The sequence below is a fragment of the Mesorhizobium sp. M3A.F.Ca.ET.080.04.2.1 genome, from assembly GCF_003952525.1.
Classification (GTDB): Bacteria; Pseudomonadota; Alphaproteobacteria; order Rhizobiales; family Rhizobiaceae; genus Mesorhizobium.
The window spans coordinates 3,037,093-3,059,540 of the sequence record NZ_CP034451.1; the positions used below are offsets into that span (position 1 = coordinate 3,037,093).

The 22,448-nt window shown below is 65.5% G+C and carries 17 protein-coding genes; 15 read left to right on the plus strand and 2 right to left on the minus strand.

All coding sequences use genetic code 11. The features are described 5' to 3' along the window. Positions 1–139 precede the first annotated feature (139 nt). The gene (locus EJ074_RS14455) at positions 140–907 is read right to left on the minus strand and encodes a L,D-transpeptidase (RefSeq protein ID WP_095805018.1); all 768 of its coding nucleotides are present in this window, start codon (positions 905–907) and stop codon (positions 140–142) included. A gap of 231 nt (positions 908–1,138) precedes the next feature. Between EJ074_RS14455 and EJ074_RS14460 the strand changes: the two genes are divergently transcribed. The 5 genes from EJ074_RS14460 (at position 1,139) to EJ074_RS14480 (ending at position 6,194) form a co-directional block, all read left to right on the plus strand. Then, positions 1,139–1,762 carry a LysE family translocator gene (locus tag EJ074_RS14460; RefSeq protein ID WP_095805019.1) on the plus strand — a complete coding sequence of 208 codons (624 nt, stop codon included), beginning with the start codon at positions 1,139–1,141 and terminating at the stop codon, positions 1,760–1,762. Between the two features lie 235 nt (positions 1,763–1,997). Next, positions 1,998–3,452 carry a xylulokinase gene (gene xylB, locus EJ074_RS14465; RefSeq protein ID WP_095805020.1) on the plus strand — a complete coding sequence of 485 codons (1,455 nt, stop codon included), beginning with the start codon at positions 1,998–2,000 and terminating at the stop codon, positions 3,450–3,452. Between the two features lie 161 nt (positions 3,453–3,613). Then, complete coding sequence (xylA, locus tag EJ074_RS14470; protein WP_095805021.1) at positions 3,614–4,939, plus strand: xylose isomerase; 1,326 nt, start codon at positions 3,614–3,616, stop codon at positions 4,937–4,939. Between the two features lie 198 nt (positions 4,940–5,137). After that, on the plus strand, positions 5,138–5,341 hold the full coding sequence (locus EJ074_RS14475) for a hypothetical protein (RefSeq protein ID WP_095805022.1): 204 nt from the start codon (positions 5,138–5,140) through the stop codon (positions 5,339–5,341). A 91-nt stretch (positions 5,342–5,432) separates the two neighbouring features. Then, the gene (locus EJ074_RS14480) at positions 5,433–6,194 is read left to right on the plus strand and encodes a TIGR01458 family HAD-type hydrolase (protein WP_348627014.1); all 762 of its coding nucleotides are present in this window, start codon (positions 5,433–5,435) and stop codon (positions 6,192–6,194) included. A gap of 237 nt (positions 6,195–6,431) precedes the next feature. On the opposite strand, the gene EJ074_RS14485 is transcribed toward EJ074_RS14480, so the two are convergent. Then, entirely contained in the window at positions 6,432–7,412 is a 981-nt protein-coding gene (locus EJ074_RS14485; protein WP_095805411.1) for a GlxA family transcriptional regulator, read from the minus strand. A 79-nt stretch (positions 7,413–7,491) separates the two neighbouring features. Between EJ074_RS14485 and EJ074_RS14490 the strand changes: the two genes are divergently transcribed. The 10 genes from EJ074_RS14490 to rpe all read left to right on the plus strand — a co-directional run bounded on the left by EJ074_RS14490 (position 7,492) and on the right by rpe (position 22,387). Further along, complete coding sequence (locus EJ074_RS14490) at positions 7,492–8,409, plus strand: 3-keto-5-aminohexanoate cleavage protein (RefSeq protein WP_095805024.1); 918 nt, start codon at positions 7,492–7,494, stop codon at positions 8,407–8,409. 101 nt (positions 8,410–8,510) lie between these two features. Next, the gene (locus EJ074_RS14495; protein WP_095805025.1) at positions 8,511–9,134 is read left to right on the plus strand and encodes an HD domain-containing protein; all 624 of its coding nucleotides are present in this window, start codon (positions 8,511–8,513) and stop codon (positions 9,132–9,134) included. Between the two features lie 2 nt (positions 9,135–9,136). Further along, the gene (locus EJ074_RS14500; RefSeq protein WP_095805026.1) at positions 9,137–10,231 is read left to right on the plus strand and encodes a carnitine 3-dehydrogenase; all 1,095 of its coding nucleotides are present in this window, start codon (positions 9,137–9,139) and stop codon (positions 10,229–10,231) included. A 4-nt stretch (positions 10,232–10,235) separates the two neighbouring features. Continuing rightward, positions 10,236–11,399: an acyl-CoA dehydrogenase gene (locus EJ074_RS14505; RefSeq protein WP_095805027.1), complete on the plus strand. Its 1,164-nt coding sequence runs from the start codon at positions 10,236–10,238 to the stop codon at positions 11,397–11,399. A 64-nt stretch (positions 11,400–11,463) separates the two neighbouring features. Further along, complete coding sequence (locus EJ074_RS14510) at positions 11,464–13,542, plus strand: acetate--CoA ligase family protein (RefSeq protein ID WP_095805412.1); 2,079 nt, start codon at positions 11,464–11,466, stop codon at positions 13,540–13,542. Continuing rightward, positions 13,535–14,317 (plus strand): carnitinyl-CoA dehydratase, encoded by a 783-nt coding sequence (locus EJ074_RS14515; RefSeq protein WP_095805028.1) that lies wholly within the window; start codon positions 13,535–13,537, stop codon positions 14,315–14,317. Before EJ074_RS14510 ends, EJ074_RS14515 begins: the two co-directional genes overlap by 8 nt. A 216-nt stretch (positions 14,318–14,533) precedes the next feature. Further along, positions 14,534–15,475 carry an alpha/beta hydrolase gene (locus EJ074_RS14520; protein WP_095805030.1) on the plus strand — a complete coding sequence of 314 codons (942 nt, stop codon included), beginning with the start codon at positions 14,534–14,536 and terminating at the stop codon, positions 15,473–15,475. A 117-nt stretch (positions 15,476–15,592) separates the two neighbouring features. Next, on the plus strand, positions 15,593–17,812 hold the full coding sequence (locus tag EJ074_RS14525; protein ID WP_165349938.1) for a hypothetical protein: 2,220 nt from the start codon (positions 15,593–15,595) through the stop codon (positions 17,810–17,812). Between the two features lie 10 nt (positions 17,813–17,822). Then, positions 17,823–21,563 (plus strand): hypothetical protein, encoded by a 3,741-nt coding sequence (locus EJ074_RS14530; protein ID WP_129553547.1) that lies wholly within the window; start codon positions 17,823–17,825, stop codon positions 21,561–21,563. 146 nt (positions 21,564–21,709) lie between these two features. Further along, entirely contained in the window at positions 21,710–22,387 is a 678-nt protein-coding gene (rpe, locus tag EJ074_RS14535) for a ribulose-phosphate 3-epimerase (RefSeq protein WP_095805033.1), read from the plus strand. Positions 22,388–22,448: the final 61 nt, after the last annotated feature.

Consider the following 22,448-nt stretch of genomic DNA (forward strand, 5'->3'; position numbering starts at 1 on the left):
CCCTAGGCGAAGGTTTTCCAAAGCACCTTGGCCTGTCTTGCTGCATCGCGCAACGGAAGAAGCTCATGCGTGCCGCCCAAAAATGCGCAGCGGTTTTGGGATAACGGCACGCGTCGGAAAAGAAGACAGGCGGCGTGGATCAGACGACGACGACCGGGTTCTTCTTGGACACGCGATTGTAGAGGTCGATGATGTCCTGGTTGATCAGGCGCACGCAGCCCGACGACATCGCCTGGCCGATGCTCCACCATTCGGGCGAACCATGGATGCGATAGCCGGTGTCCTTGCCGTTCTGGTAGATGTAGAGCGCGCGGGCGCCGAGCGGATTGGTCAGGCCGCCGGGCTGGCCGCCCTGCCATTTCACCAGCTCGGGCTTGCGCTTGACCATTTCAGGCGGCGGCGTCCAGACCGGCCATTCCTTGCCGTACTGGATGTTGGCGCGGCCCGACCAGCGGAAACCGTCCTTGCCGATGCCGACGCCGTAGCGGATCGCGTCGCCGCCCGGCTGGACCAGGTAGAGCATGCGCTCCTGCAGATGGACGACGATGGTGCCGGGCGCCTCGCCGGTCTTGTCGACGACGATCTGGCGGCGGAACTCCGGCTTGACCTTCTGCCACGGCACGGCCGGCACCTCGAAACCGCCGTCCGTGAGCGAGGCATACATGACGTCCGAGCCGGTAATGTTCCTGTCGACGCTGATCGCCGGGCGCATCGGAACGGAACTTGTGGTGGTATCGTCGAGCTGGAATTGCGGCAGCTGCAGCGTATCGGTGGTGCTGCAGCCGGCCATGCCGAGCAACGCCATCGCGCCGGCGCCGGAAAGCATGGCGCGGCGGGACAGCTGAACTTCGGTCTCGATTGTGCCGCCGTTCGAAGGCGGCGGCTCATTCTGCGGCAACGCGCGCATGCACCAAACCCTACGCTGTCGGCGGGAAGCACGGTCCGGCCGAATGGCAGGCATTTTCGTCAGTCATGGTTGAAAAAGCGTGAAAATCCTCGAACCGGACTTAACCCTAACCGGCTACTAGGCCTTTGGCCTGAGTGCCCAAGCCGGCGCGACAGATTTTCTCCATAAGCCTCTTTACAATCGTGCCAAGCCCAGGATTTATCCTGTTCTTTGCGCTCAAGGAGTAGGGAAATGTCCTTCGAAAACTGGGCTGCCTTTGCCCTCGCCTCCAGCATTCTTCTCGTCATCCCGGGGCCGACGATCCTGCTTGTCGTCTCCTATGCGCTCGGCCAGGGTTGGCGCACCGCGCTGCCGATGGCGGTCGGAGTCGCGCTCGGCGACTTCACCGCGATGACGCTGTCGATGCTCGGCATCGGCGCGCTGCTGGCCGCGTCAGCCACGGTGTTCACGGTGCTGAAGGTGATCGGCGCGGGCTATCTGATCTATCTCGGCATCAAGCTGTTCCGCGCCGGCGGCGCGCTCAAAGCCGAGCCGCGCACCGACGCCGTGTCGGCGGCCAAGATGATGGCGCATGCCTGGCTGGTCACCGCGCTCAACCCGAAGAGCATCACCTTTTTCGTCGCCTTCCTGCCGCAGTTCGTCGACCGGAATGCCGATTTCTGGGCGCAGATGCTGATCTTCGAGACGACCTTCCTGGCGCTCGCCTTCAGCAATGCCTTCGGCTATGCGCTGATCGCATCGAGGGCGCGCGTCATCGTGCGCAATCCGAAGGCGATTCGCATCTTCAACCGAACCGGCGGGACGCTGCTGGTCGGCGCCGGCGTCGCCACGGTGGCGATGCGCTCGGGAAATTGAGGCCGGGCGGCGGCCGGATCCCGATCAGCGAATCGCAACCACAAGGATGAGGCGTGGCGATGGAGGCGTTCGGCCGGGCCTGGCCGGGGTGCCGAATCCCGCTTTTCGTTCTTATCGAGAGCCAGACACAACGGCCGATTTGTCGGAGAATTGACCCGAGACGGATCTTGGCATAAGAACTGGCTGGCCAGATTTTTTCGAGATCCGAAAAAATTAAAGGCAGTAGGAGGACAGCATGTATCTCGGCCTCGACCTGGGCACATCGGGCGTCAAGGCGCTGCTGATCGATGCCGGGCAAAAGGTGATCGGTTCCGGCCATGGCTCGCTCGACGTCTCGCGGCCGCATCCAGGCTGGTCCGAGCAGGACCCGGCGCACTGGCTCGAGGCTTGCGAGACCGCGATCGCCGAGCTGAAGGCCTCCCACCCAAAGGAACTCGCCACGATCAAAGGCATCGGCCTTTCCGGCCAGATGCATGGCGCCACCCTGCTCGATGCTGGCGACAAGGTGCTGCGCCCTTGCATCCTGTGGAACGACACGCGCAGCCATGTCGAGGCGGCCGCGCTCGATGCCGATCCGCGTTTCCGCACGCTCACCGGCAACATCGTCTTCCCGGGCTTCACCGCGCCGAAGCTGGCCTGGGTGAAGAACAACGAGCCGGCGCTCTTCGCCCAGGTGGCCAAGGTGCTGTTGCCCAAGGATTATCTGCGGCTCTGGCTGACTGGCGAGCATATTTCGGAGATGTCGGATTCGGCCGGCACGTCGTGGCTCGAAGTCGGCAAGCGGCGCTGGTCTTCCGACCTGCTTACAGCAACATCGCTCGACGAAAGGCAGATGCCGTCGCTGGTGGAAGGCACGGACCAGGCCGGCGGCCTGCGCGGTGAACTCGCGTCGAAATGGGGTATTGCGGCGGGCATCCCGGTTGCCGGGGGCGCCGGCGACAATGCAGCGTCGGCCTGCGGCATGGGCACAGTCGGCGCCGGCCACGCCTTCGTGTCGCTCGGCACCTCAGGCGTGCTCTTCGCCGCCAACGCATCCTACCTGCCGAATCCGGAAAGCGCGGTGCACACCTTCTGTCATGCGCTGCCCGACACCTGGCATCAGATGGGTGTCATCCTGTCGGCCACCGATTCCCTCAACTGGCTGTCGGAGATCACCGGAAAGAGCGCCGGCGACCTGACCGGAGAACTCGGCGACACGCTGAGGGCGCCGACGGGCGTCACCTTCCTGCCCTATCTTTCGGGCGAGCGGACGCCGCACAATGATTCCGCCATTCGCGGATCCTTTGCCGGGCTGGCGCATCAATCGAGCCGGGCCGTGCTGACGCAGGCGGTGCTCGAAGGCGTCGCCTTCGCCTTCCGCGACAGTCTCGAAGCGCTGAGGACGGCCGGCACGACGCTGACCAGGGTGACCGCGATCGGCGGCGGCTCGCGCTCGCGCTACTGGCTGAAGGCGATCGCCACGGCGCTGCAGCTGCCGGTCGACATTCCGGCCGACGGCGATTTCGGCGCCGCCTTCGGCGCGGCGCGGCTCGGCCTGATCGCCGCGACGGGCGCCGATCCGCTTGCCGTCTGCACCGCGCCGGCGACCGATGCCACCATCGAGCCGGAGGCCGGCCTTGGCGGCGCCTTTGCCGACGCCTATCAGCGCTACCGCGCGCTTTATCCAGCGATCCGGGCGGCAACGGCGTGAGCGGGCGCGAGGCCCTGTAGTCGAATGGGGAGGCGCGAGGCACCCCGCTTTGCCCTGCCGGGCATCTCCCTCTCAAGGGGGGAGATCAGCTGAGGCGTCCCGCTTACTTGAACCAATTACGCCTGAGGTAATCGGGCGAACCATCTGGAGAGGAAGAAACCATGAGCAGCGGCTTTTTCGGCGACATCGAGAAGATCAACTATGAGGGGCCGGATTCGACCAATCCGCTGGCCTACCGGTTCTACAATCCTGACGAGGTCGTGGCCGGCAAACGGCTGGAAGACCATCTGCGTTTCGCCGTCGCCTACTGGCACTCCTTCGCCGCGCAGGGCGGCGACCCCTTCGGCGGGCAGACTTTCGATCGGCCCTGGTTCGCCAAACCCGGCGGCGTCGACACGATGGAACTGGCCAAGCTCAAGGCCGACGTCGCCTTCGAGATGTTCTCACTGCTCGGCGTGCCCTATTTCTGCTTCCACGATGCCGATATTCGCCCCGAGGGGAAGGACTTCTCCGAGAGCGCGGCGCGCCTCGACGAGATCGCCGACTACTTTTCGGCCAAGATGAAGCAGACTGGAGTCAAGCTGCTCTGGGGCACGGCGAACCTGTTCTCGCATCGCCGCTTCATGGCGGGAGCGGCCACCAATCCCGATCCGGACGTTTTCGCCTATGCGGCGGCGACGGTGAAGAAATGCATCGACGTCACCAAGAAGCTGAAAGGCGAGAACTATGTGCTGTGGGGCGGACGCGAGGGCTATGAGACGCTGCTCAACACCGATTTGGCGCGCGAGCAGGAACAGGCCGGCCGCTTCCTCAGCCTCGTCGTCGACTACAAGCACAAAATAGGATTCAAGGGCACGATCCTGATCGAGCCGAAGCCGCAGGAGCCGACCAAACACCAGTACGACTATGACGTCGCCACTGTTTACGGCTTCCTCAAGCGGTTCGGGCTGGAGAAGGAGGTCAAGGTCAATATCGAGCAGGGCCACGCGATCCTGGCGGGCCATTCCTTCGAGCATGAGCTGGCGGTGGCCAATGCGCTCGGCATCTTCGGCTCGATCGACATGAACCGCAACGACTACCAGTCGGGCTGGGACACCGACCAGTTCCCCAACAATGTGCCGGAAATGGCGCTGGCCTACTACCAGATCCTGCAAGGCGGCGGCTTCAAGACCGGCGGCACCAATTTCGACGCCAAGCTGCGCCGCCAGTCGCTCGATCCACAGGATCTGCTGATCGCCCATATCGGCGGCATGGACGCCTGCGCGCGCGGCCTCAAGGCGGCAACAAGAATGATCGAGGACAAGGCGCTGTCCGGCCCGCTCGCCGAGCGCTACGCCGGCTGGAACACGGCCGAAGGCAAGGCCATGCTCTCGGGCAAGCGCACGCTGGAGGACATCGCCGAGCGCGTGGTCAAGAAGAAGATCGAACCGCAGCCGCGCTCCGGCCGCCAGGAGCTTCTGGAAAACATCGTCAACCGTTACGTCTGACGAATCAGCTCATGGCCTGTCCCCGCATCAATTCGCGGGGCGCGGCTGGCTGCAATTGCCTTTTTGCGCCGGGCAAGACTCCACGACAAGGTTTTGCCCCGCGCCGCCCTCCAATCGCCCCGCTCTTGCCTTCAAACAGCCGTCACGGAATTCGTATAGTGTGCACATGTGGCGGGAAGGATAGAAGGAGGCGAACACATGCAGCACGAACGCGAAATCGACGCCCTGCTCTCGCCAGGCGAGGCCGGTTCGATCATCGATCGGCTGATGGCGCTGCCGCATTCGAAGGACGGCGCCCGCAAAACGAATGAATGGGATCGCGCGGTCGCCGTGCGGCTCGAAACAGCACTGGCCAAGAGCATGCGCTCGCGCATTGTGCGCGACAATCGCGACGCGGCCTGATGCCTTCCGTGACTGATTCTTCAGTAGTCTGATTCTTCCGTGGTTTGACGAACGGAGACTGTTTCTCCATCCTTCAGACATGATACGCGCGGTGCTTCTGGATCTTCTGGGTGTCGTCTACGATGGCGACGCTCCGATCCCGGGGGCCGTGGCCGCGATCGAGCGTCTGCGCAAGGCAGGCTTGCCTCTCCGCTTCGTCAGCAACACGACACGCTCTGCCCGCAACGCGATCATCGCGCAGCTCGCCGGCATGGGTATTGCGGTTGAGGACGCGGAATTGCTGACGCCGGCGCGTGCGGCCGTCGACTGGCTGCGCATGCATGACAGGCGGCCGCATCTGCTCGTCCATCCCGACCTGGAAGCCGAATTTTCCGAAGTGGGAGACGGCAGCGGCCGCGCTGTCGTCGTCGGCGATGCCGGCGAGGTCTTCGACCATGCCAGCCTCAACCGCGCCTTCCGCGAACTCATTGCCGGCGCCGATTTCGTGGCTTTGGCCACCAACCGCACCTTCAAGGATACCGACGGCCAGCTCAGCCTCGACGCAGGGGCCTTCGTGGCGGCGCTCGAATTCGCCAGCGGCCGCAGCCCGGTCGTGCTGGGCAAGCCGTCGCCGGATTTCTTCCTCTCGGCGCTCGCCGGCTTGAACTGCCCGCCGGCCGATGCGGTCATGGTCGGCGACGATGCCGAAAGCGATGTCGCAGGCGCCCGGCGCGCCGGACTTGGCGCCGCGCTGCTTGTGCGGACGGGTAAGTATCGCGTGAATGATGAGACGCGTTTCGAGCCGGCGCCTACGGCCGTGGTCGACGACCTTGCCGCCGCGGCCGACTGGATACTCAAAAGCGCGCCGCGCTGAGAGCGAAGCGCTTTGAAGTCTTTGTTCGATGCATGTCGTTGCCCGCTGCGCACTTTTAGGCGACATGCATTAGGTTGATGCATGTCGTGTCCCCAAAACCGCTGCGCACTTTGGGCGACATCGCATTAGGTTGATGCATGTCGTGTCCCCAAAACCGCTGCGCACTTTTGGGCGACATGCATTAGGTTGATGCATGTCGTGTCCCCAAAACCGCTGCGCACTTTTGGGCGACATGCATTAGCCACGCCGCAACCTGACCGGCGCTTCGCCGAAGGTCCTGGAGAAAGCCCTGGAAAATGCCGCGGCGGACGAAAAGCCGGTACGGCCGGCAATGTCGGCCATCGCTATGCGCGTGTCGACCACCAGGCGGCGGGCGGCGCTGAGGCGCAGCCGCAGATAATAGGCGCCGGGTGTCTCGCCGATCGACTTGCGAAAAATGCTCTCCAGCGTGCGTGCCGTGACGCCGGCCCGCTTCGCCACCGCGTCGATGGTCAGCGGCTGGTCGACATGCGCTTCCATCAGGCGGATCGCCTGGGCGAGCCGCGGGTCGTAGCCGTCGAGCCGGCCGAGCGAGACCAGCGGCTGCGCGTCGGTCGCGGCCCGCGCCTGGTCGTAGATGAAGACGCTCGCCACATCGAGCGCGGCCGCCATGCCGAGCCTTGTGCGCACCAGATGCAGCATCAGGTCGAAGGTCGGCGAGGCGCCGCCGGAGGTGAAGACCGGCCCGTCGATGACATAGCGGTCCGGCCGCACGTCGACACCGGGGAACGCGGCGGAAAAATCCTCCATGTCCTCCCAATGCGTGGTGGCGCTGCGCCCTTCGAGCAGTCCGGCGCGCGCCACCAGCCATGTGCCGGCCTCGACGCCGCCGCAGGCGCGCGCCGCACGAGCGGCGCGGCGCAGTCCGGCTATCAGCGCCGACGTGGCATAGTTCTGCGTGCCGAAACCGGCGACGACGACCAGCATGTCGGTTGGCTCGGCGGCGTCGAAGCGGCCACTGACCGCCACCGGCAGACCGCAGGTGGTGACCGGCGCCTCGCCGGTGACCGAGACCAGCTTGAAGTCGAATAGCGTATCGCCGGAGATGCGGTTTGCGGCGCGCAGCGGGTCGACGGCCGAGGCGACGCACATGATCGAAGCCCCAGAGAACACCAGGAACGTCACTTTCAACGTCTCGTGCTCGGGGCGAAAGATCGTCGGCTTTTCGCTTTTTATCATGATGCCTTCGTAAAACGCAAAACAGTTTCCGGCAAGTCGGGCATTGTTGGTGTCTGATATGAATTTGGGAGGAAAGACCATGCCGCTCGCGATGAACCGTGAGGTCTTCATTACTTGTGCCGTGACCGGCTCCGGCGGCACGCAGGACCGCAGCCCGAATGTGCCGCGCTCGCCCAAGCAGATCGCCGATTCGGCGATCGAGGCTGCCAAGGCTGGTGCAGCGATCGTCCACTGCCATGTGCGCGACCCGGAGACCGGCAAGCCCAGGCGCGACGTGCATCTCTACCGCGAGGTGACCGAGCGCATACGCGAGGCCGACGTCGACGTGGTGCTCAACCTCACCGCCGGCATGGGCGGCGACATGGTGTTCGGCTCGCCGGAGAGTCCGCTGCCGCTCAACGAAAAAGGCACCGACATGGGGGGTGCCTCCAACCGTGTCGAGCATGTGCGCCAGTGCCTGCCGGAGATCTGCACGCTCGATTGCGGCACCATGAACTTCGCCGAGGCCGACTATGTCATGACCAACCCGCCCGGCATGTTGCGCGCCATGGGCGGCATGATGACGGCGATGGGCGTGAAGCCCGAGATCGAGGCCTTCGACACCGGCCATCTGTGGCTCGCCAAGCAACTCGTCGAAGAACAGGTGCTGAAGCCGGATGCTCTGGTGCAGCTCTGTATGGGCGTGCCGTGGGGCGCGCCGGACGACCTCAACACCTTCATGGCGATGGTCAACAACGTGCCCTCGACCTGGAACTGGTCGGCTTTCTCGATCGGTCGCAACCAGATGGCCTATGTGGCGGCGGCGGTGCTCGCCGGCGGCAACGTCCGCGTCGGGCTCGAGGACAATCTCTGGCTCGACAAGGGCGTGCTTGCGACGAACGCGCAGCTCGTCGAACGGGCGGTGAGCATCGTTTCGAATCTCGGCGCGCGGGTGCTTGGTCCGGACGAAGTGCGCAAGAAGCTCAACCTCACCAAGCGGGCGCCGATCGCGGCATGAGCATTATCCCGAAAAGTGGGAGCGGGTTTTTGCTTCGCTGACCTTCGGTTCGGAAAAGATCATGCTCCAACAAGATTGAACAACGGGTGTCGGGTGTCGATATGGGTACCGTAAAGTTCACCGCGATGAAGGACGGCGACAGGGAAGACTACGAATTCCTGACCGCCCACGAGATCGACTATGCCGCCAGGACTGGCGACCGGCTGCTCGATGCCCTTGTGCAGCTCGACGAGGGCCTGTCGGGCTACAAGATCACCCGGCTCGGCCATTCGCTGCAGGCGGCGACGCGCGCCTGGCGCGACGGCGCCGATACCGATTGGATCGTTTCGGCGCTGCTGCACGACATCGGCGATATCTACGCGCCCTATAATCATGACGAATATGCCGCCACGATCCTGAAGCCCTTCGTGCGCGAGCAATGCACCTGGGTGGTGGAAAAGCACGGCGATTTCCAACGCCTCTATTACGCGCATCATCTCGGCGGCAACCGGCATGCCCGCGACCGCTTTGCCGGCCATCTCTATTTCGACGATTGCGACCAGTTCTGCGAGCGCTGGGACCAGTCGAGCTTCGATCCCGACTACCAGACGCTGCCGATAGACTTCTTCCGGCCCTTCGTGCTCGAAGTCTTCGCGCGCAAGGCCTACGACCCTGCGGTGATCCGCGCGGGCGAGCGCGTGCCGCTCACCGATCCCGAAACAGCCAAGACAAGAACCGGAGCCTGAGCATGAGCATCATCAACAAGGCGGCCGCCATCGGCGGCGGCGTCATCGGCGCCGGGTGGGTGGCGCGGCTGCTCCTGAACGGTATCGACGTGTCGATCTTCGATCCTGATCCCGAGGCATCGCGCAAGGTCGGCGAGGTGATGAAGGGCGCGCGACGCGCCTACAAGCAGATGCTGCCCGGCGGCCTGCCGAAGGAAGGCAGGCTCACCTTTGCCAAGACGATCGCCGAGGCGGTCGCGGACGCCGATTTCATCCAGGAGAGCGTGCCGGAGCGGCTCGACCTCAAGCACAAGGTGCTGGCCGAGATCGACCTGCATGCGCCGGCGAACGCCATCGTCGGCTCGTCCACCTCCGGCATCAAGCCGACCGACATGCAGGTGGCGATGAAGAAGCATCCGGAGCGGCTGGTCGTCGGGCATCCGTTCAACCCGGTCTATCTGCTGCCATTGGTCGAGATCGTCGGCGGCCAGCAAACCTTCCCGGAAGCAATCGAGGTCGCCAAGGAACTCTACGCCTCGATCGGCATGAAGCCGGTGGTGGTGCGCAAGGAGATCGAAGCGTTTGTCGGCGACCGCCTTCTGGAAGCCTGCTGGCGCGAGGCGCTATGGCTGGTCAAGGATGGCATCTGCACCGTCGAGGAACTCGACGATATCATGCGCTATTCCTTCGGCCTGCGGTGGGCGCAGATGGGCATGTTCCAGGTCTATCGCGTCGCCGGCGGCGAGGCCGGCATGCGCCACTTCATGGCGCAGTTCGGACCCTGCCTGAAATGGCCATGGACCAAGCTGATGGACGTGCCGGAGTTCAACGACGAGTTGGTCGACCTTATCGCAACGCAGTCGGACGAGCAGGCGAATGGCCTGTCGATCCGGGAGCTGGAAAAGATCCGCGACGACAATCTGGTCGCGATCATGGACGCGCTGTCGAAGCAGAACAAGGGCAAGGGCTGGGGCGCCGGCGCGCTGCACAAGGGCTATACCAGGCAGCTCGCCAGGCTGGCGGCGAAGAAGCCTGTTTCCAGGGCTGCCGAAAAGGCAAAAGCGGCCAAGCCGGTGAAGGCCGAAAAGTCGAAGAAAGTCGGCAAGAAGAAGGGCTGAGGCGATGCATTTCGGGCTTTCGGAAGAGCAAAAACTCATCGTCGAGACGACGCGCGCGTTCGTCGAGAATGAGCTTTACCCGCATGAGCGCGAGGTCGAGCGCACCGGCGTGCTGCGCCGCGAGCTGATTGACGAGCTGAAGGCCAAGGCGATCGAGGCCGGGCTCTATGCCGCCAACATGCCGGCCGACGTCGGCGGCGCGGGGTTGGATACGGTCAGCTGGCTGCTCTACGAGAAGGAGCTCGGCCGCGCCAACTACGCGCTGCACTGGACTTGTGTCGCGCGTCCCTCCAACATCCTGCTCGCCGGCACGCCGGAGCAGCGCGAGAAATATCTCTTCCCCTGCATCCGCGGCGAGAAGTGGGACTGCCTGGCGATGACGGAGCCCGGCGCCGGCTCCGACCTGCGCGGCATGAAGGCGACCGCCGTGCAGGACGGCGACGACTGGGTGCTCAACGGCACGAAACATTTCATCAGTCACGCCGACATTGCCGACTTCGCGATCGTGTTCATGGCTTCCGGCGAAGAGGATTCGCCGCGCGGCAAGCGCAAGAAGATCACCGCCTTCTTCGTCGACAAGGGCACCAAGGGTTTTTCGGTGCGCGACGGCTACCGCAACGTCTCGCATCGAGGCTACACCAACGCCATCCTCGAATTCGACGACTGCCGGCTGCCGGCGAGTCAGGTTCTGGGCGAAGTGCATAAAGGCTTCGAGGTCGCGAACTCCTGGCTCGGCGCGACGCGCCTGCAGGTCGGCGCCACCTGCCTCGGCCGCGCCGAGCGCGCGCTTTCGCACGCCATCGAGTATGCCGCGCAACGCCAGCAGTTCGGCCAGCAGATCGGCAAGTTCCAGGGCGTTTCATTCAAGCTCGCCGACATGGCGACGGAATTGAAGGCGGCCGACCTGATGGTGTTCGAAGCCGGCTGGAAGTACGATCAGGGCACCGTCACCGATCAGGACATGGCGATGGCCAAGCTGAAGGCCACCGAGATGCTGGCCTTCGTTGCCGATGAGGCGATCCAGATCCATGGCGGCATGGGGCTGATGGACGACCTGCCGCTGGAGCGGATCTGGCGCGACGCGCGCGTCGAGCGCATCTGGGAGGGCACTTCGGAGATTCAGCGACATATTATTTCGCGGGCGCTGCTGCGTCCGTTCGGCGCTTAGAGCATGATCAGCAAAAGCCGGACCCGGTTTTTGGAAAAAATCACGCTCAAACGAAAAGATGGCCATGCATAAACTCGAACGTCTCCTGCGCCCGAAATCGATCGCCGTGTTCGGCGGAGCGCAGGCCGCCATCGTGGTGGCGCAATCGATCAAGATGGGCTTTGCCGGCGAGGTCTGGCCCGTGCATCCGACAAAGGACGAGGTCGCGGGCCGCAAGGCCTACCGCTCGGTCGCCGATCTGCCGGGCGCGCCCGATGCCGCCTTCGTCGGCGTCAACCGGCATCTCACCATCGAGGTCGTCAAGGCCCTGGCCGAGCGCGGCGCCGGCGGTGCCGTCTGCTTTGCCGCCGGCTTTCTCGAGACCGAGGCCTATGACGAGGACGGCGAGCGGCTGCAGGCCGAGCTCGTCGCCGCCGCCGGCCAGATGCCGATCATCGGCCCGAACTGCTACGGGCTCATCAACTATGCCGACGGCGCGCTTTTGTGGCCCGACCAGCATGGCGGCATCCGGCTGCCGGAAGGCGACACGGGCGTCGCTATCATCACCCAGTCCTCCAACATCGCCATCAACATGACGATGCAGAAGCGCGGGCTGCCGATCGCCTTCCTGATGACGGCCGGCAACCAGGCGCAGACCGGCCTCTCCGAAATGGCGCTCGGCCTGATCGAGGACGAGCGCGTCACCTCGCTCGGCATGCACATCGAGGCCTTCGACTCGGTCGCCGGCTTCGAGCGATTGGCAGCGAGAGCGCGCGAGTTGAAGAAGCCGATCATCGCCATGAAGGTCGGCCGCTCGGAGCAGGCGCGGCAGGCGACGGTGACGCACACCGCGTCGCTCGCCGGTTCGGACGCCGCGTCGGGCGCCTTTCTGAGGCGACTCGGCATCGCGCGCGTCGATTCCATTCCGGCCTTCATCGAAGCGCTGAAGCTGCTGCACATCACCGGGCCCCTGCCCGGCAACAGGCTGTCGTCGATGAGCTGCTCGGGCGGCGAAGCTTCGGTCATGGCCGACACCGCGGAAGGGCGCTGGGTGCATTTTCCAGGTCTGACCGGCCAGCATCGCGCCCATGTCAAATCGACGCTCGGGCCGCTTGTCGCCGTCGCCAATCCACTCGACTACCACACCTTCATCTGGAACAACGAGCCGGCGATGACGGCAACCTTCACCGCCATGGTGTCGGGCGGCTTCGACCTCAACATGCTGGTGCTCGACTTCCCGCGTCCGGACCGCTGCTCGGATACCGACTGGTGGGCGACGCTGCGCGCCTTCGAGGCGGCGCTGAAGACCAACAAGGCGCAGGGCGCGATCGTCTCCTCGCTGCCCGAGAACCTGCCGGAGGAATACACGGCCGGGCTGATGGCGCGCGGCATGGTTCCGCTCTTCGGCATTTCGGAAGCGATGGACGCCGCCCAGGCGGCAGCCTTCATCGGCTGGGCCTGGCGCGAGCCCGAGGCGCAGCCGGTCGACACCACGGCCGCCGGCGCGACCGACGGCGGGCATGTAACCCCCGACGAAGCGGAGGCCAAGGACCGGCTGATCAAGGCCGGCCTGCCGGTGCCGAAGGGCGAGCGCGCGAGCAACGCGGTCGAGGCGGTGATCTCGTCCATGGCGCTCGGCTTCCCGGTCGCGCTGAAGGCGCTGGGCGTCACCCACAAGTCGGAAGTCGGCGCGGTGCTGCTGAACCTCAAGGACGCCGAATCCGTCAGCAACGCCGCGCATGACCTCCTGCCGCTCGGCACCGGGCTCTATGCCGAGCGCATGGTGCGCGACGGCGTCGCCGAACTGATCGTCGGCTTCACCCGCGACCCGATGTTCGGCGCGGTGATGACGCTCGGCACCGGCGGTGTGCTGGTCGAGCTTTTGCGCGACAGCGTCACCCTGATGCTGCCGGCGACGCGCGACGACATCGAGGCCGCCTTGCGCGGACTGAAGCTCTATCCATTGCTCGAAGGCTATCGCGGCCGGCCGAAGGCCGATGTCGCGGCCGCCATCGACGCGATCGCCGGCATTGCCGACTTCGTGCAGAAGAACGCCGGCGAGATCGAGGAACTCGACATCAACCCGCTGATCGTCTGCGCCGAAGGCAAGGGCGCCTGGATCGCCGACGCGCTGCTGGTGCTTGGAGAAAAGAAGAATGGCTGACGTCATCACCGCCCGCCGCGAGGGCACGATTCTCGAAGTCACGCTCGATAGGCCGAAGGCCAACGCCATCGACCTCAAGACGTCGCGGCTGATGGGTGAGACCTTCAAGGCGTTCCGGGACGATCCCGGTTTGCGCGTTGCCATCGTCAAGACGGCCGGCGACAAGTTCTTCTGCGCCGGCTGGGACCTGAAAGCGGCGGCGGGCGGCGATGCGGTCGACGGCGACTATGGCGTCGGCGGCTTCGCCGGGCTGCAGGAACTGCGGGACTTGAACAAGCCGGTCATCGCCTGCGTCAACGGCATGGCGGTGGGCGGCGGTTTCGAGTTGGCGCTGTCCTGCGACCTCATCTACGCCTCCGACCACTCCTCCTTCGCGCTGCCCGAGATTCGCGCCGGCACGCTGGCCGATGCGGCGACGATCAAGCTGCCGAAGCGCATTCCCTACCATGTCGCCATGGACCTGCTGTTCACCGGCCGCTGGATGGACGTCGCGGAGGCGCATCGCTGGGGTCTCGTCAACGAGGTGCTGCCCAAGGAAAAGCTCGAAGACCGCGTCTGGGAGGTCGCGCGGCTTTTGGCCAGCGGCCCGCCGCTGGTCTTCGCGGCGATCAAGGAGACGGCGCGCGTGGCGGAAGCGCTGACCTTCCAGGAAGCGATGAACAAGGTGACGCGCCGGCAGCTGCCGACGGTCGATATCCTCTACGGCTCGGAGGACAATCTGGAAGGTTTTCGCGCCTTTGCAGAGAAGCGCGACCCGGTGTGGAAGGGCAGATAGACCGCAGACGATGGCGTTCCGTCACACCCCCCTCTGTCCTGCCGGACATCTCCCCCGCATGGGGGGAGATTGGCAGTTTCATCGCCCGGGCTCTTCCTGCAACGTTGGCGATTGGCGAAAGCGAACGCGACATCCGATCTCCCCCCTTGCGGGGGAGATCTCCGGCAGGACAGAGGGGGGTACCTGGGCTCAACCTTGCCAGTCGGTCCGGCCAGCATGACCGACTACAACTCCCTCATCGACGCCGAGACCTGGGCCTTCATCGAGAGGACCAACTCCTACTATCCGCCTGACACGATCGACTGCACGATCGCGGAGCAGCGCGAAATCTACGACCGGATGTGCCGGGAATTCTTTGCCGGCTATCCGCAGGGCGTCAGCGCCGAAACCACCGCCATCGCCACGCCGGCCAACAGCATCCCGGTCCGCGTCTATCGCAATGCGACGCCGGACAGGGCCGCGATGGTGCTTTATGTCCATGGCGGCGGCTTCATCCTTGGCGGGCTCGACAGCCATGACGACGTCTGCGCCGAGCTTTGCGCGCGCACCGGCTACGAGGTCGTATCGGTCGACTACCGGCTGGCACCGGAGCATGTGCATCCGGCGGCCTTCGACGACGCCATGAGCGCCTTCGAGTGGGCTGCCAGCACCTACGATCGTCCCGTCCTGCTCTGCGGCGACAGCGCCGGCGGCAATCTCTGTGCGGCTGTCGCCCATGCGACGCGCGGCCACAAGAAGAAGCCCTTTGGCCAGGCGCTGATCTATCCCAGCCTTGGCGGCGACCATTCCCGCGGCTCCTATGTCACGCATGCCGAGGCGCCGATGCTGAGCATGCGCGATGTCGAGTTCTACAAGCATATCCGTACCGGTGGTGAGGACCGCACGGGCGACATCACGCTGTCGCCGCTGGCCGATGCCGATTTCGCCTACCTGCCGCCGACCGTGCTGATCACCGCCGAATGCGATCCGCTGTCCTCCGACGGCGAGGCCTATCGCGACCGCGTCGTCGCCGCCGGCGGACATGCCTACTGGCTCGAGGAGCCGGGGCTGGTGCACGGCTATCTGAGGGCCCGGCACACGGTCGGCCGGGCGCGGTCGAGCTTCACGCGCATCGTCGAGGCGGTGACCGTGCTCGGCAAGGGCGGCTGGATCTGGTGAGCGCCGCAACCGGCGACGCCTGCTTTCCCGGCTCATCGATCTCCCTGCATTGAACCTTTTCGCGTCTGCCCGCGACTGACGGAATGCGCCGCATCGGTGCGACCGGGAAGGACCGCCATGACCCAAAACCTGGAGCCTCCGAGATCTCGGGGAAGAACAGAACACCGTCTGCGCGACGGGGTCGATGCGCTGGGCTTTCGGCTGATTCCGTTGACCCTGCCAGGGAGCCGTCGTATCGTGAACAGGCGGAAAACAGACAATTCTATCAGGGACGAACGAGCCGGAACGCCGCGCCTTGCCCTGATTTGCGCGGCAAAACCGGATGGTTCTTCCGACGACTTCGGGGGGAGTTCCATGTCTTGCGACCATGGCTCGTTCAGGCATTCTCGTGGCGCCCGCTTGCGCCGAACAATCGCGACAGGCAGCGGAATTCTTGCGCTCGCGCTGTCCGCCGGCCTCTGGCTCGGTGGCGCGGCCGAAGCCCAGGAAACGCAAATCATCTATCCGGGCTCGATGGCGGTGACCGGCTTCCCCGGCACCATCATTCCCGGTTTCGACACTGCCGATTCCGAAAAGGGCGGCCTGCCGCCTGGCGTCGATCCGGTCGATGAAACCTTCATCGACACCTCGCGTCCCTCGTTGCGCATCTTCGATGTCTCGCATCTGGGCGGCCGGGCTTCCGGCCAGCTCGTCTACACCCCGCCGCCTTTCGAGGTGACCGCCGGCCAAATCGGCGAGGTGTTCGGGCTCACCTATGACGACGGCGTGCGCGACGGCGAGCCGTCCGGGATTCCGAACCTCTATGCGGCCGCGACCTCGCTGCACGGCATCCAGATCGTGAAGCCCGACGCCGATGATGACGGACGCCCCGAGCGGCAACGCCACGGCGCCGCGGGCGCCGTTTTCATGGAGGGCCAGTTCGGCGCCGAGAGCGGCGGCGGGCCGGGGACGATCTGGAAGATCGACGGCATCACCGGCGCCGTGTCGAAATTCGCCGACATCGAAACCAACAGCGGCCCCGGCATCGGCAACCTTTCCTTCGATCCGACGCACCGCGAGTTCTTCGCCTCGGATCTCGACACCGGGCTGATCCATCGCATCGACCTCGACGGCAACCTGATCGACAGCTTTGACCATGGCGTTGCCGGGCGCCCCAAGCATGGGCTTGCCCCGGTCGCCGACGACGGCGCCGTGATGAACATCCAGTCCGCCGCCTTCGATGCTCAAGATCCTGCCAGTTGGGGCTACACCCAGGACGAGCGGCGTGTCTGGGCCGTCACCTATCATGGCGGCCGGCTCTACTATTCGGTCGGCGAGAAAGCCGAGATCTGGTCGGTCGGCATCGCCAGCGACGGAGGCTTCGCCGGCGACCCTCGCTGGGAACTGACGGTCAAGGCCGAGAAGGACTATGCCGTCACCGACATCGCCTTCGACAACAAGGGCTTCATCTATCTCGCTCAGCGCGGGCCGGTCGAGAACCGCTACGACTACAGCCGCTTTGCCGATTCCGGCGAGGGCGAGGTCATGCGCTACGGACGCGAGGATCCGGACGATCCGGCGACGGAATCGGTCTGGGTCGAAGAACCGCAGGAATATGCAATCGGCTTCCCGCAGGGCAACCGGCAGTCGGCGGGCGGCGTCGACCTGCAATATGGCTACGATGCCGACGGCAATCTCGACACGAGCGTCTGCACCGACACGCTGGTCAACACCGGCGACAGGCTGCGCGACAATCCCGAGCTTGCCGAGCGGCTCGCCGCCGGCGGTCCCTTCGCCGTACATGGCGTGCAGGTGACGCCAAACGCGCAGGTCAAGCCGGCGAACATGCCGCCCTTCGGCTCGTGGTTCGTCGATTTCGACGGCTTTTTCGAAGATTCGGATGTCGAGGGCCATGTCGGCGACGTCAGGGTGTGGCGCCCCTGCGAGGGCCGCGCCGGCTATTATGAGGAAATCCCCGGCGGCTACCTGCCCCCCTTCTATCCGCCGGAGTTCCCGCCGCCCGGCAACCTGCCTCCCTGCCTGGACGTCGATGATGTTCACTATTTCTGCACGCCGCGCGGACTTGCGGCCGATCTCTATCTTCGGGACACAGCCGGCTTCGGCGGCGACTCGATCAAGGCCCTGTCCAAGACGCCTGGCGTCGAGGTGGTCTCGCCACCCCTGTCGCATGCGCCGGGCAAGCCCTACAGGATCGGCATCATCGGCCACAATGCGGGCGACACCGTCAATGTCGGGCTGTGTTTCTACAAGAAGTCGGACCAGGACAAGGGCGGTTACTATCCTTGCTGCAAGATGACGCTGCCGCTCAGAACGCCGGCCGTCAGTTGCGAACGCTGAGGAGGGATCGATGAAGACTCTCGCCCTTCCCCGCTTCGCCTCGAACAGCGCGAAAACCGTCATGGAGACGATCTCGAAACCCATGTCATATGCCAGGCGCGGCGCGCGCTGGCTGATGGCGGCTGGTCTCGCGTTCGCCATGATGCCGGCATTGTCGGCGCTCGCCCAGGACAAGGCTCCGGCCGCGACCAGTCAGGCGGCCAGTCCGGAATCCGTTGGCGGACGCGACAGACCGCGCGGCATCAATCCGGAGCTCGGCCGGATCGTGCCTTTCTTCACCAAATCGGGCGGCCAGAGAAGCTGCGACGAGGTCGAATATGTCCTGACCTTCGGCATCCGCGGCGACCCGAAGGACTTCGACAGACCCAGCGTGGCGGCGCTGCTGAAGGCGACAAGGCTCGACTTCAAGGACCAGCTGCCACATGGCCTCCAGATCGTCAGTGTGGATGTCGCGGGCGACGGCACAAGCGCTTCGGGAGGGCCGCTGCCTGCCGCTTCGATCGCCACGTCGGCCGATCCGAACGACACCGCGACCGTCTCCAATTTCAGGATCAGCGCTTCCAACCTCGACGGCGTCGGCGCTGCACATGAGCGCGTCATCACCTTCCGGATCAAGGCGAAGATAGACCATGCGGTGTTTCCTGCGCCGTCGGCAGTCGACAACCAGGGCCAGATCAAGGTGTCGCTCAGGGGCGGTCCGGCAACCGTCATCCCCTCGCAGGACCCGGACAAGCCCGACGACGATGACTTCCTCACCGGCGTGAAGACCTCGGTCAAGATCGCCCCAACCAAGTGCAATCCGCCGCCTCCCCCTCCTGCCAAGGAATGCTTCAAGGTCGAACGCGGCACGGTCGATTGCGTGCCCGGCGGCGGCGCCTTCCTCTATCACATGCCGGTCGGCCCCGAGATGAGCGGGAAATGGGTGCAGGTGTCGACGACGACGCCCGGCGTCAGCATCGTTCCCGACATACAGCCGGTGCCTGCCGGCGGTGGCGTGCTGAACTGGAAGATCATCGGCGCCTCGCCTGGCCAGACCATCCATCTCGTCGTCACCGGCATCGAGACCTATGCCGGCCCGAAGCAGGGCTGGGGGCTCTGCTGCACCCAGACGATCGACATCGTCATTCCGAGCGATCAGAGATGTCCGCCCAAGGACAAGGAACCCGACCTCAAGGTCGAGAAGCACGCCGACGTTCCGCGCTGCACGATGGCCGGCGGCTGCGATTTCACCATCACGGTGACCAATGTCGGCGACGGTCCCTATAACGGCAAGATCGTGCTCGACGAGGTGACGCTGCCGGCCGGCTCGGTGCTCTCCTCGGGCCCGAACGCGCCCTGGGTCTGCGCGCCAGGGACGACGCCGATGACCTGCACCCATCCGGTGACCACGCTCAGCCCCGGCGCCTCCGTCGACCTCAGCCTCGGCTTCAAGCCGGCGGGAGGCTGGCAGGGTAGCGCGCTGCGCAACTGCGCCACCTACGACTACCGCGCCAGCGGCAAGCCGCTGTTCGGCAGCCAGCAGAACGACCGCGGCTGCGCCTCGATCCCGATCTGCCGCCGCGGCGACCATGATCCGCAGTGCCAGCCTCCGGTCGAGAAGAAGGTCGACCTGATCCTGAAGAAGCGCGCCCGGGTCCCGGTCTGCACGCCGAACGGTGTCTGCTATTTCGTGATCGACATCATCAACAACGGCACCAACAGCTATAACGGGCCGCTGACGGTGATCGACAGCTATCCCGGCGGCGCGCCGACCTCCTCGACCTTCGGGCCGAGCCCGCCCTGGACGTGCGGACCGAACGGCCCCGGCCAGTTCCGCTGCGACAATGCCGGCATCACGCTGCCCGCGGGCGCGTCGGCGTCGATCGTGGTCAAGGCGGTCATGCCGGCAAACTATCGGTTGGACGCGGTGCAGAACTGCGCCGAGGTGAAGGCCATTCCCGGTGAGGTCGACCTCACCAACAACCGGGCCTGCGCGAGCGAACGCATCCGCCGACCGAACGGCCAGCCGGGCCTGCACATCACCAAGATATGCGAGGGATCGCTCGCCGGCGCGGCCGCCGTTTCATGCCGCATCACCGTCAGCAACGCCGGCACCGCTGCCCCCACCGGCCCAGTGCGGGTCAACGATGCCGCCACGCTGGTGGCGGGCGGCGCGCCGGTCGCGATCCAGACCGTCAACCCCGACGGCGCGGAATGGATGTGCGGTCCGGTCCCTGCCAACACGCTGTCGTGCCAGATTCCAGGCGCCGCGATGACGCCCGGAGCGAGCCGGCATTTCGACGTGACCGTTTCCGCGAGGGGCGAATTCGAGAATTGCGCGCGCGGCTCCTACGGGCCGGCACCGGGAGACGACATCGTCTATCCGATCGGCCGCGCCTGCGACAAGGGCGGCGGCGGTTCAACGCTGCGCGTCGAAAAGACCGGCGATGCTGAGTGCCGGCCGGGCCAGCCTTGCGCGTTCGAGATCACCATCACGAATGAGGGGCCGAACGCCTTCTCCGGTCCGGTTCGCATCGGTGATGCGATCGGCATCGACGGCCTCGGCCGCCTGGAGGGCGTTGCGATCACCTCGATCGACCCGCCCTTCGGCTGCTCGCCGGAGCCGGCGACGCTGCCGGCATCCTGCATCGCCAGCCTGACGCTCGGTGCCGGCGAAAGCCATACGCACCAGGTCACGGTCACCCTCCCCGATGACGGACGCCTCGCCAGTCTGCAAGGCAGCCTCAACGGCCAGAACTGCGTTGGCGTGCTTTCTCCGAACACGCCGGTGCAGGGCGGCGGCGAGGTGCTGTCTGAGCCGAGCCAGATCCAGGGTGATCGCGGCAAGGCCTATGCGTGCCATCCCTTCAGCATCAGGCGCGAGGTGAAGGCCCAATGCTCGAACGGCATGGTGCTGAATGCGGCCGGGCGCTGCGTCTGTCCGGAAGGCACCAGCTTCCGCAACGGCCAGTGTTCCGGCGGCCCCAAGCTGCTGCCGCTTCCGGTGCCGGAGCGCTGTGTCCTGCTCAAGGGCCAGATCCGCACGGCAGATGGTCGCTGCGTCTGTCCGCGCGGCACCGAACTGGAGAACGGCAGGTGCGTGGCAAGCGAGCAGCCGCAGGAACCGCCGTGCACGCTGCGTCCCGGTCAGTATCGCGATCAGGACGGCAACTGTGTGTGCCGGCGTGGCGAACTGGTGAATGGCGTGTGCCAGGTCGTCCCGCCGAAATGCTCGATCCGCGGCGCGGTGCCGACACCGGACGGCTGCGCCTGCCCGGACAACACGCATCTCGACCGCGTCGCCAAGGCCTGCGTGCCCGACCGGCAGCCGCCGAGCCAGTGCCGCATCCGCGGCCAGGTGCGCAATGCCGACGGCGATTGCGTCTGCCCGAGGGGGACGGCGCTGAAGGGCAAAGCCTGCGTGCCGGTCAAGAAGCCGCAGACGTGTTCCATCCGCGGCCAGGTCCTCAACAAGCGCGGCGCCTGCGTGTGCCCGCGCGGGACCGAAGTGATCGACGGCAGATGCGGCAGGTTTGAAGACGCTGAATGCGCCCCGGGCTCGCAGATGATCGACGGCATATGCCAGCCGATCATCAGGCGGCGCTGTCCGGCCGGCACGACCGGACAGTATCCGGACTGCTTCCCGATCCGCAGACGGCCAAGCCTGGAGTTCGAGCGTGGCCTGCTGCTCAACCCGAACATCCTTCAGCAGGTGGTGCCGAGGCGGCCGCAGCGACTGCAGCAGGATCCGGCGACGAACGACATCCAGTAGCAGGCCCACCCCCGCCGGACCAGAAGCCGGCGGGGCATCGGCTTGCCAAACATGCTTCCCCTTGGCGGGCCGATGGTCTAGGCAGACGCGCAGACAAGGCGCCCTGCGAGGAGGCGCATGGAAAAGATGCCTGGAGAAGCCACAGCATGAGCAAGAAGACCCTGATCGCGCCATCGGTGCTGGCGTCGGATTTCTCCAAGCTCGGCGACGAGGTCGAAGCCGTCGTGGCGGCGGGCGCCGACTGGATTCATCTCGACGTCATGGACGGCCATTTCGTGCCCAACATCACCTTCGGGCCGCCGGTGGTGAAGGCGATCCGCAACCGCACCAAGGCCTTCTTCGACTGCCATCTGATGATCGCGCCGGCCGACCCATACCTGGCGGCCTTCGCCGATGCCGGTTGCGACGGCATCACCGTGCACGCCGAGGCCGGGCCGCATCTCGACCGCTCGCTGCAGACCATCAAAGGCCTCGGCAAGAGGGCCGGTGTCTCGCTCAACCCGGCAACGCCGGAATCGGCGATCGAATATGTGCTCGACCGGCTCGACCTCATCCTGATCATGAGCGTCAACCCAGGCTTCGGCGGTCAGGCCTTCATTCCGGCCATCGTCGACAAGGTGAAGCGGGTGAAGGCGATGATCGGCGACAGGCCGATCCGCATCGAGATCGACGGGGGCATCTCGCCGGACACGGCGCCGCTGGTCACCGCAGCCGGCGCCGACGTGCTGGTGGCGGGCGCGGCGATCTTCAAGGGCGGCAGCGTCGAGGCCTATCGGGCAAACATAGAGGCGATCCGCTCGGCAGCCGACAAGGCCGCCATCTAAGCGGCCGATTTGCTCGGCCGGCTCCGGCAGGGCGCGCCACAGTCGCAAATGGCTGTCGTTC

Coding starts and splice junctions, on each gene's coding strand:
- EJ074_RS14500 (WP_095805026.1), top strand. CDS start 9,137: ATGAGCATCATCAACAAGGCGGCCGCCATCGGCGGCGGCGTCATCGGC.
- EJ074_RS14530 (WP_129553547.1), top strand. CDS start 17,823: ATGAAGACTCTCGCCCTTCCCCGCTTCGCCTCGAACAGCGCGAAAACC.
- rpe (WP_095805033.1), top strand. CDS start 21,710: ATGAGCAAGAAGACCCTGATCGCGCCATCGGTGCTGGCGTCGGATTTC.
- EJ074_RS14485 (WP_095805411.1), bottom strand. CDS start 7,412: ATGATAAAAAGCGAAAAGCCGACGATCTTTCGCCCCGAGCACGAGACG.
- EJ074_RS14455 (WP_095805018.1), bottom strand. CDS start 907: ATGCGCGCGTTGCCGCAGAATGAGCCGCCGCCTTCGAACGGCGGCACA.
- EJ074_RS14510 (WP_095805412.1), top strand. CDS start 11,464: ATGCATAAACTCGAACGTCTCCTGCGCCCGAAATCGATCGCCGTGTTC.
- xylA (WP_095805021.1), top strand. CDS start 3,614: ATGAGCAGCGGCTTTTTCGGCGACATCGAGAAGATCAACTATGAGGGG.
- EJ074_RS14515 (WP_095805028.1), top strand. CDS start 13,535: ATGGCTGACGTCATCACCGCCCGCCGCGAGGGCACGATTCTCGAAGTC.
- EJ074_RS14490 (WP_095805024.1), top strand. CDS start 7,492: ATGCCGCTCGCGATGAACCGTGAGGTCTTCATTACTTGTGCCGTGACC.
- EJ074_RS14520 (WP_095805030.1), top strand. CDS start 14,534: ATGACCGACTACAACTCCCTCATCGACGCCGAGACCTGGGCCTTCATC.
- EJ074_RS14525 (WP_165349938.1), top strand. CDS start 15,593: ATGACCCAAAACCTGGAGCCTCCGAGATCTCGGGGAAGAACAGAACAC.
- EJ074_RS14460 (WP_095805019.1), top strand. CDS start 1,139: ATGTCCTTCGAAAACTGGGCTGCCTTTGCCCTCGCCTCCAGCATTCTT.
- EJ074_RS14505 (WP_095805027.1), top strand. CDS start 10,236: ATGCATTTCGGGCTTTCGGAAGAGCAAAAACTCATCGTCGAGACGACG.
- xylB (WP_095805020.1), top strand. CDS start 1,998: ATGTATCTCGGCCTCGACCTGGGCACATCGGGCGTCAAGGCGCTGCTG.
- EJ074_RS14475 (WP_095805022.1), top strand. CDS start 5,138: ATGCAGCACGAACGCGAAATCGACGCCCTGCTCTCGCCAGGCGAGGCC.
- EJ074_RS14495 (WP_095805025.1), top strand. CDS start 8,511: ATGGGTACCGTAAAGTTCACCGCGATGAAGGACGGCGACAGGGAAGAC.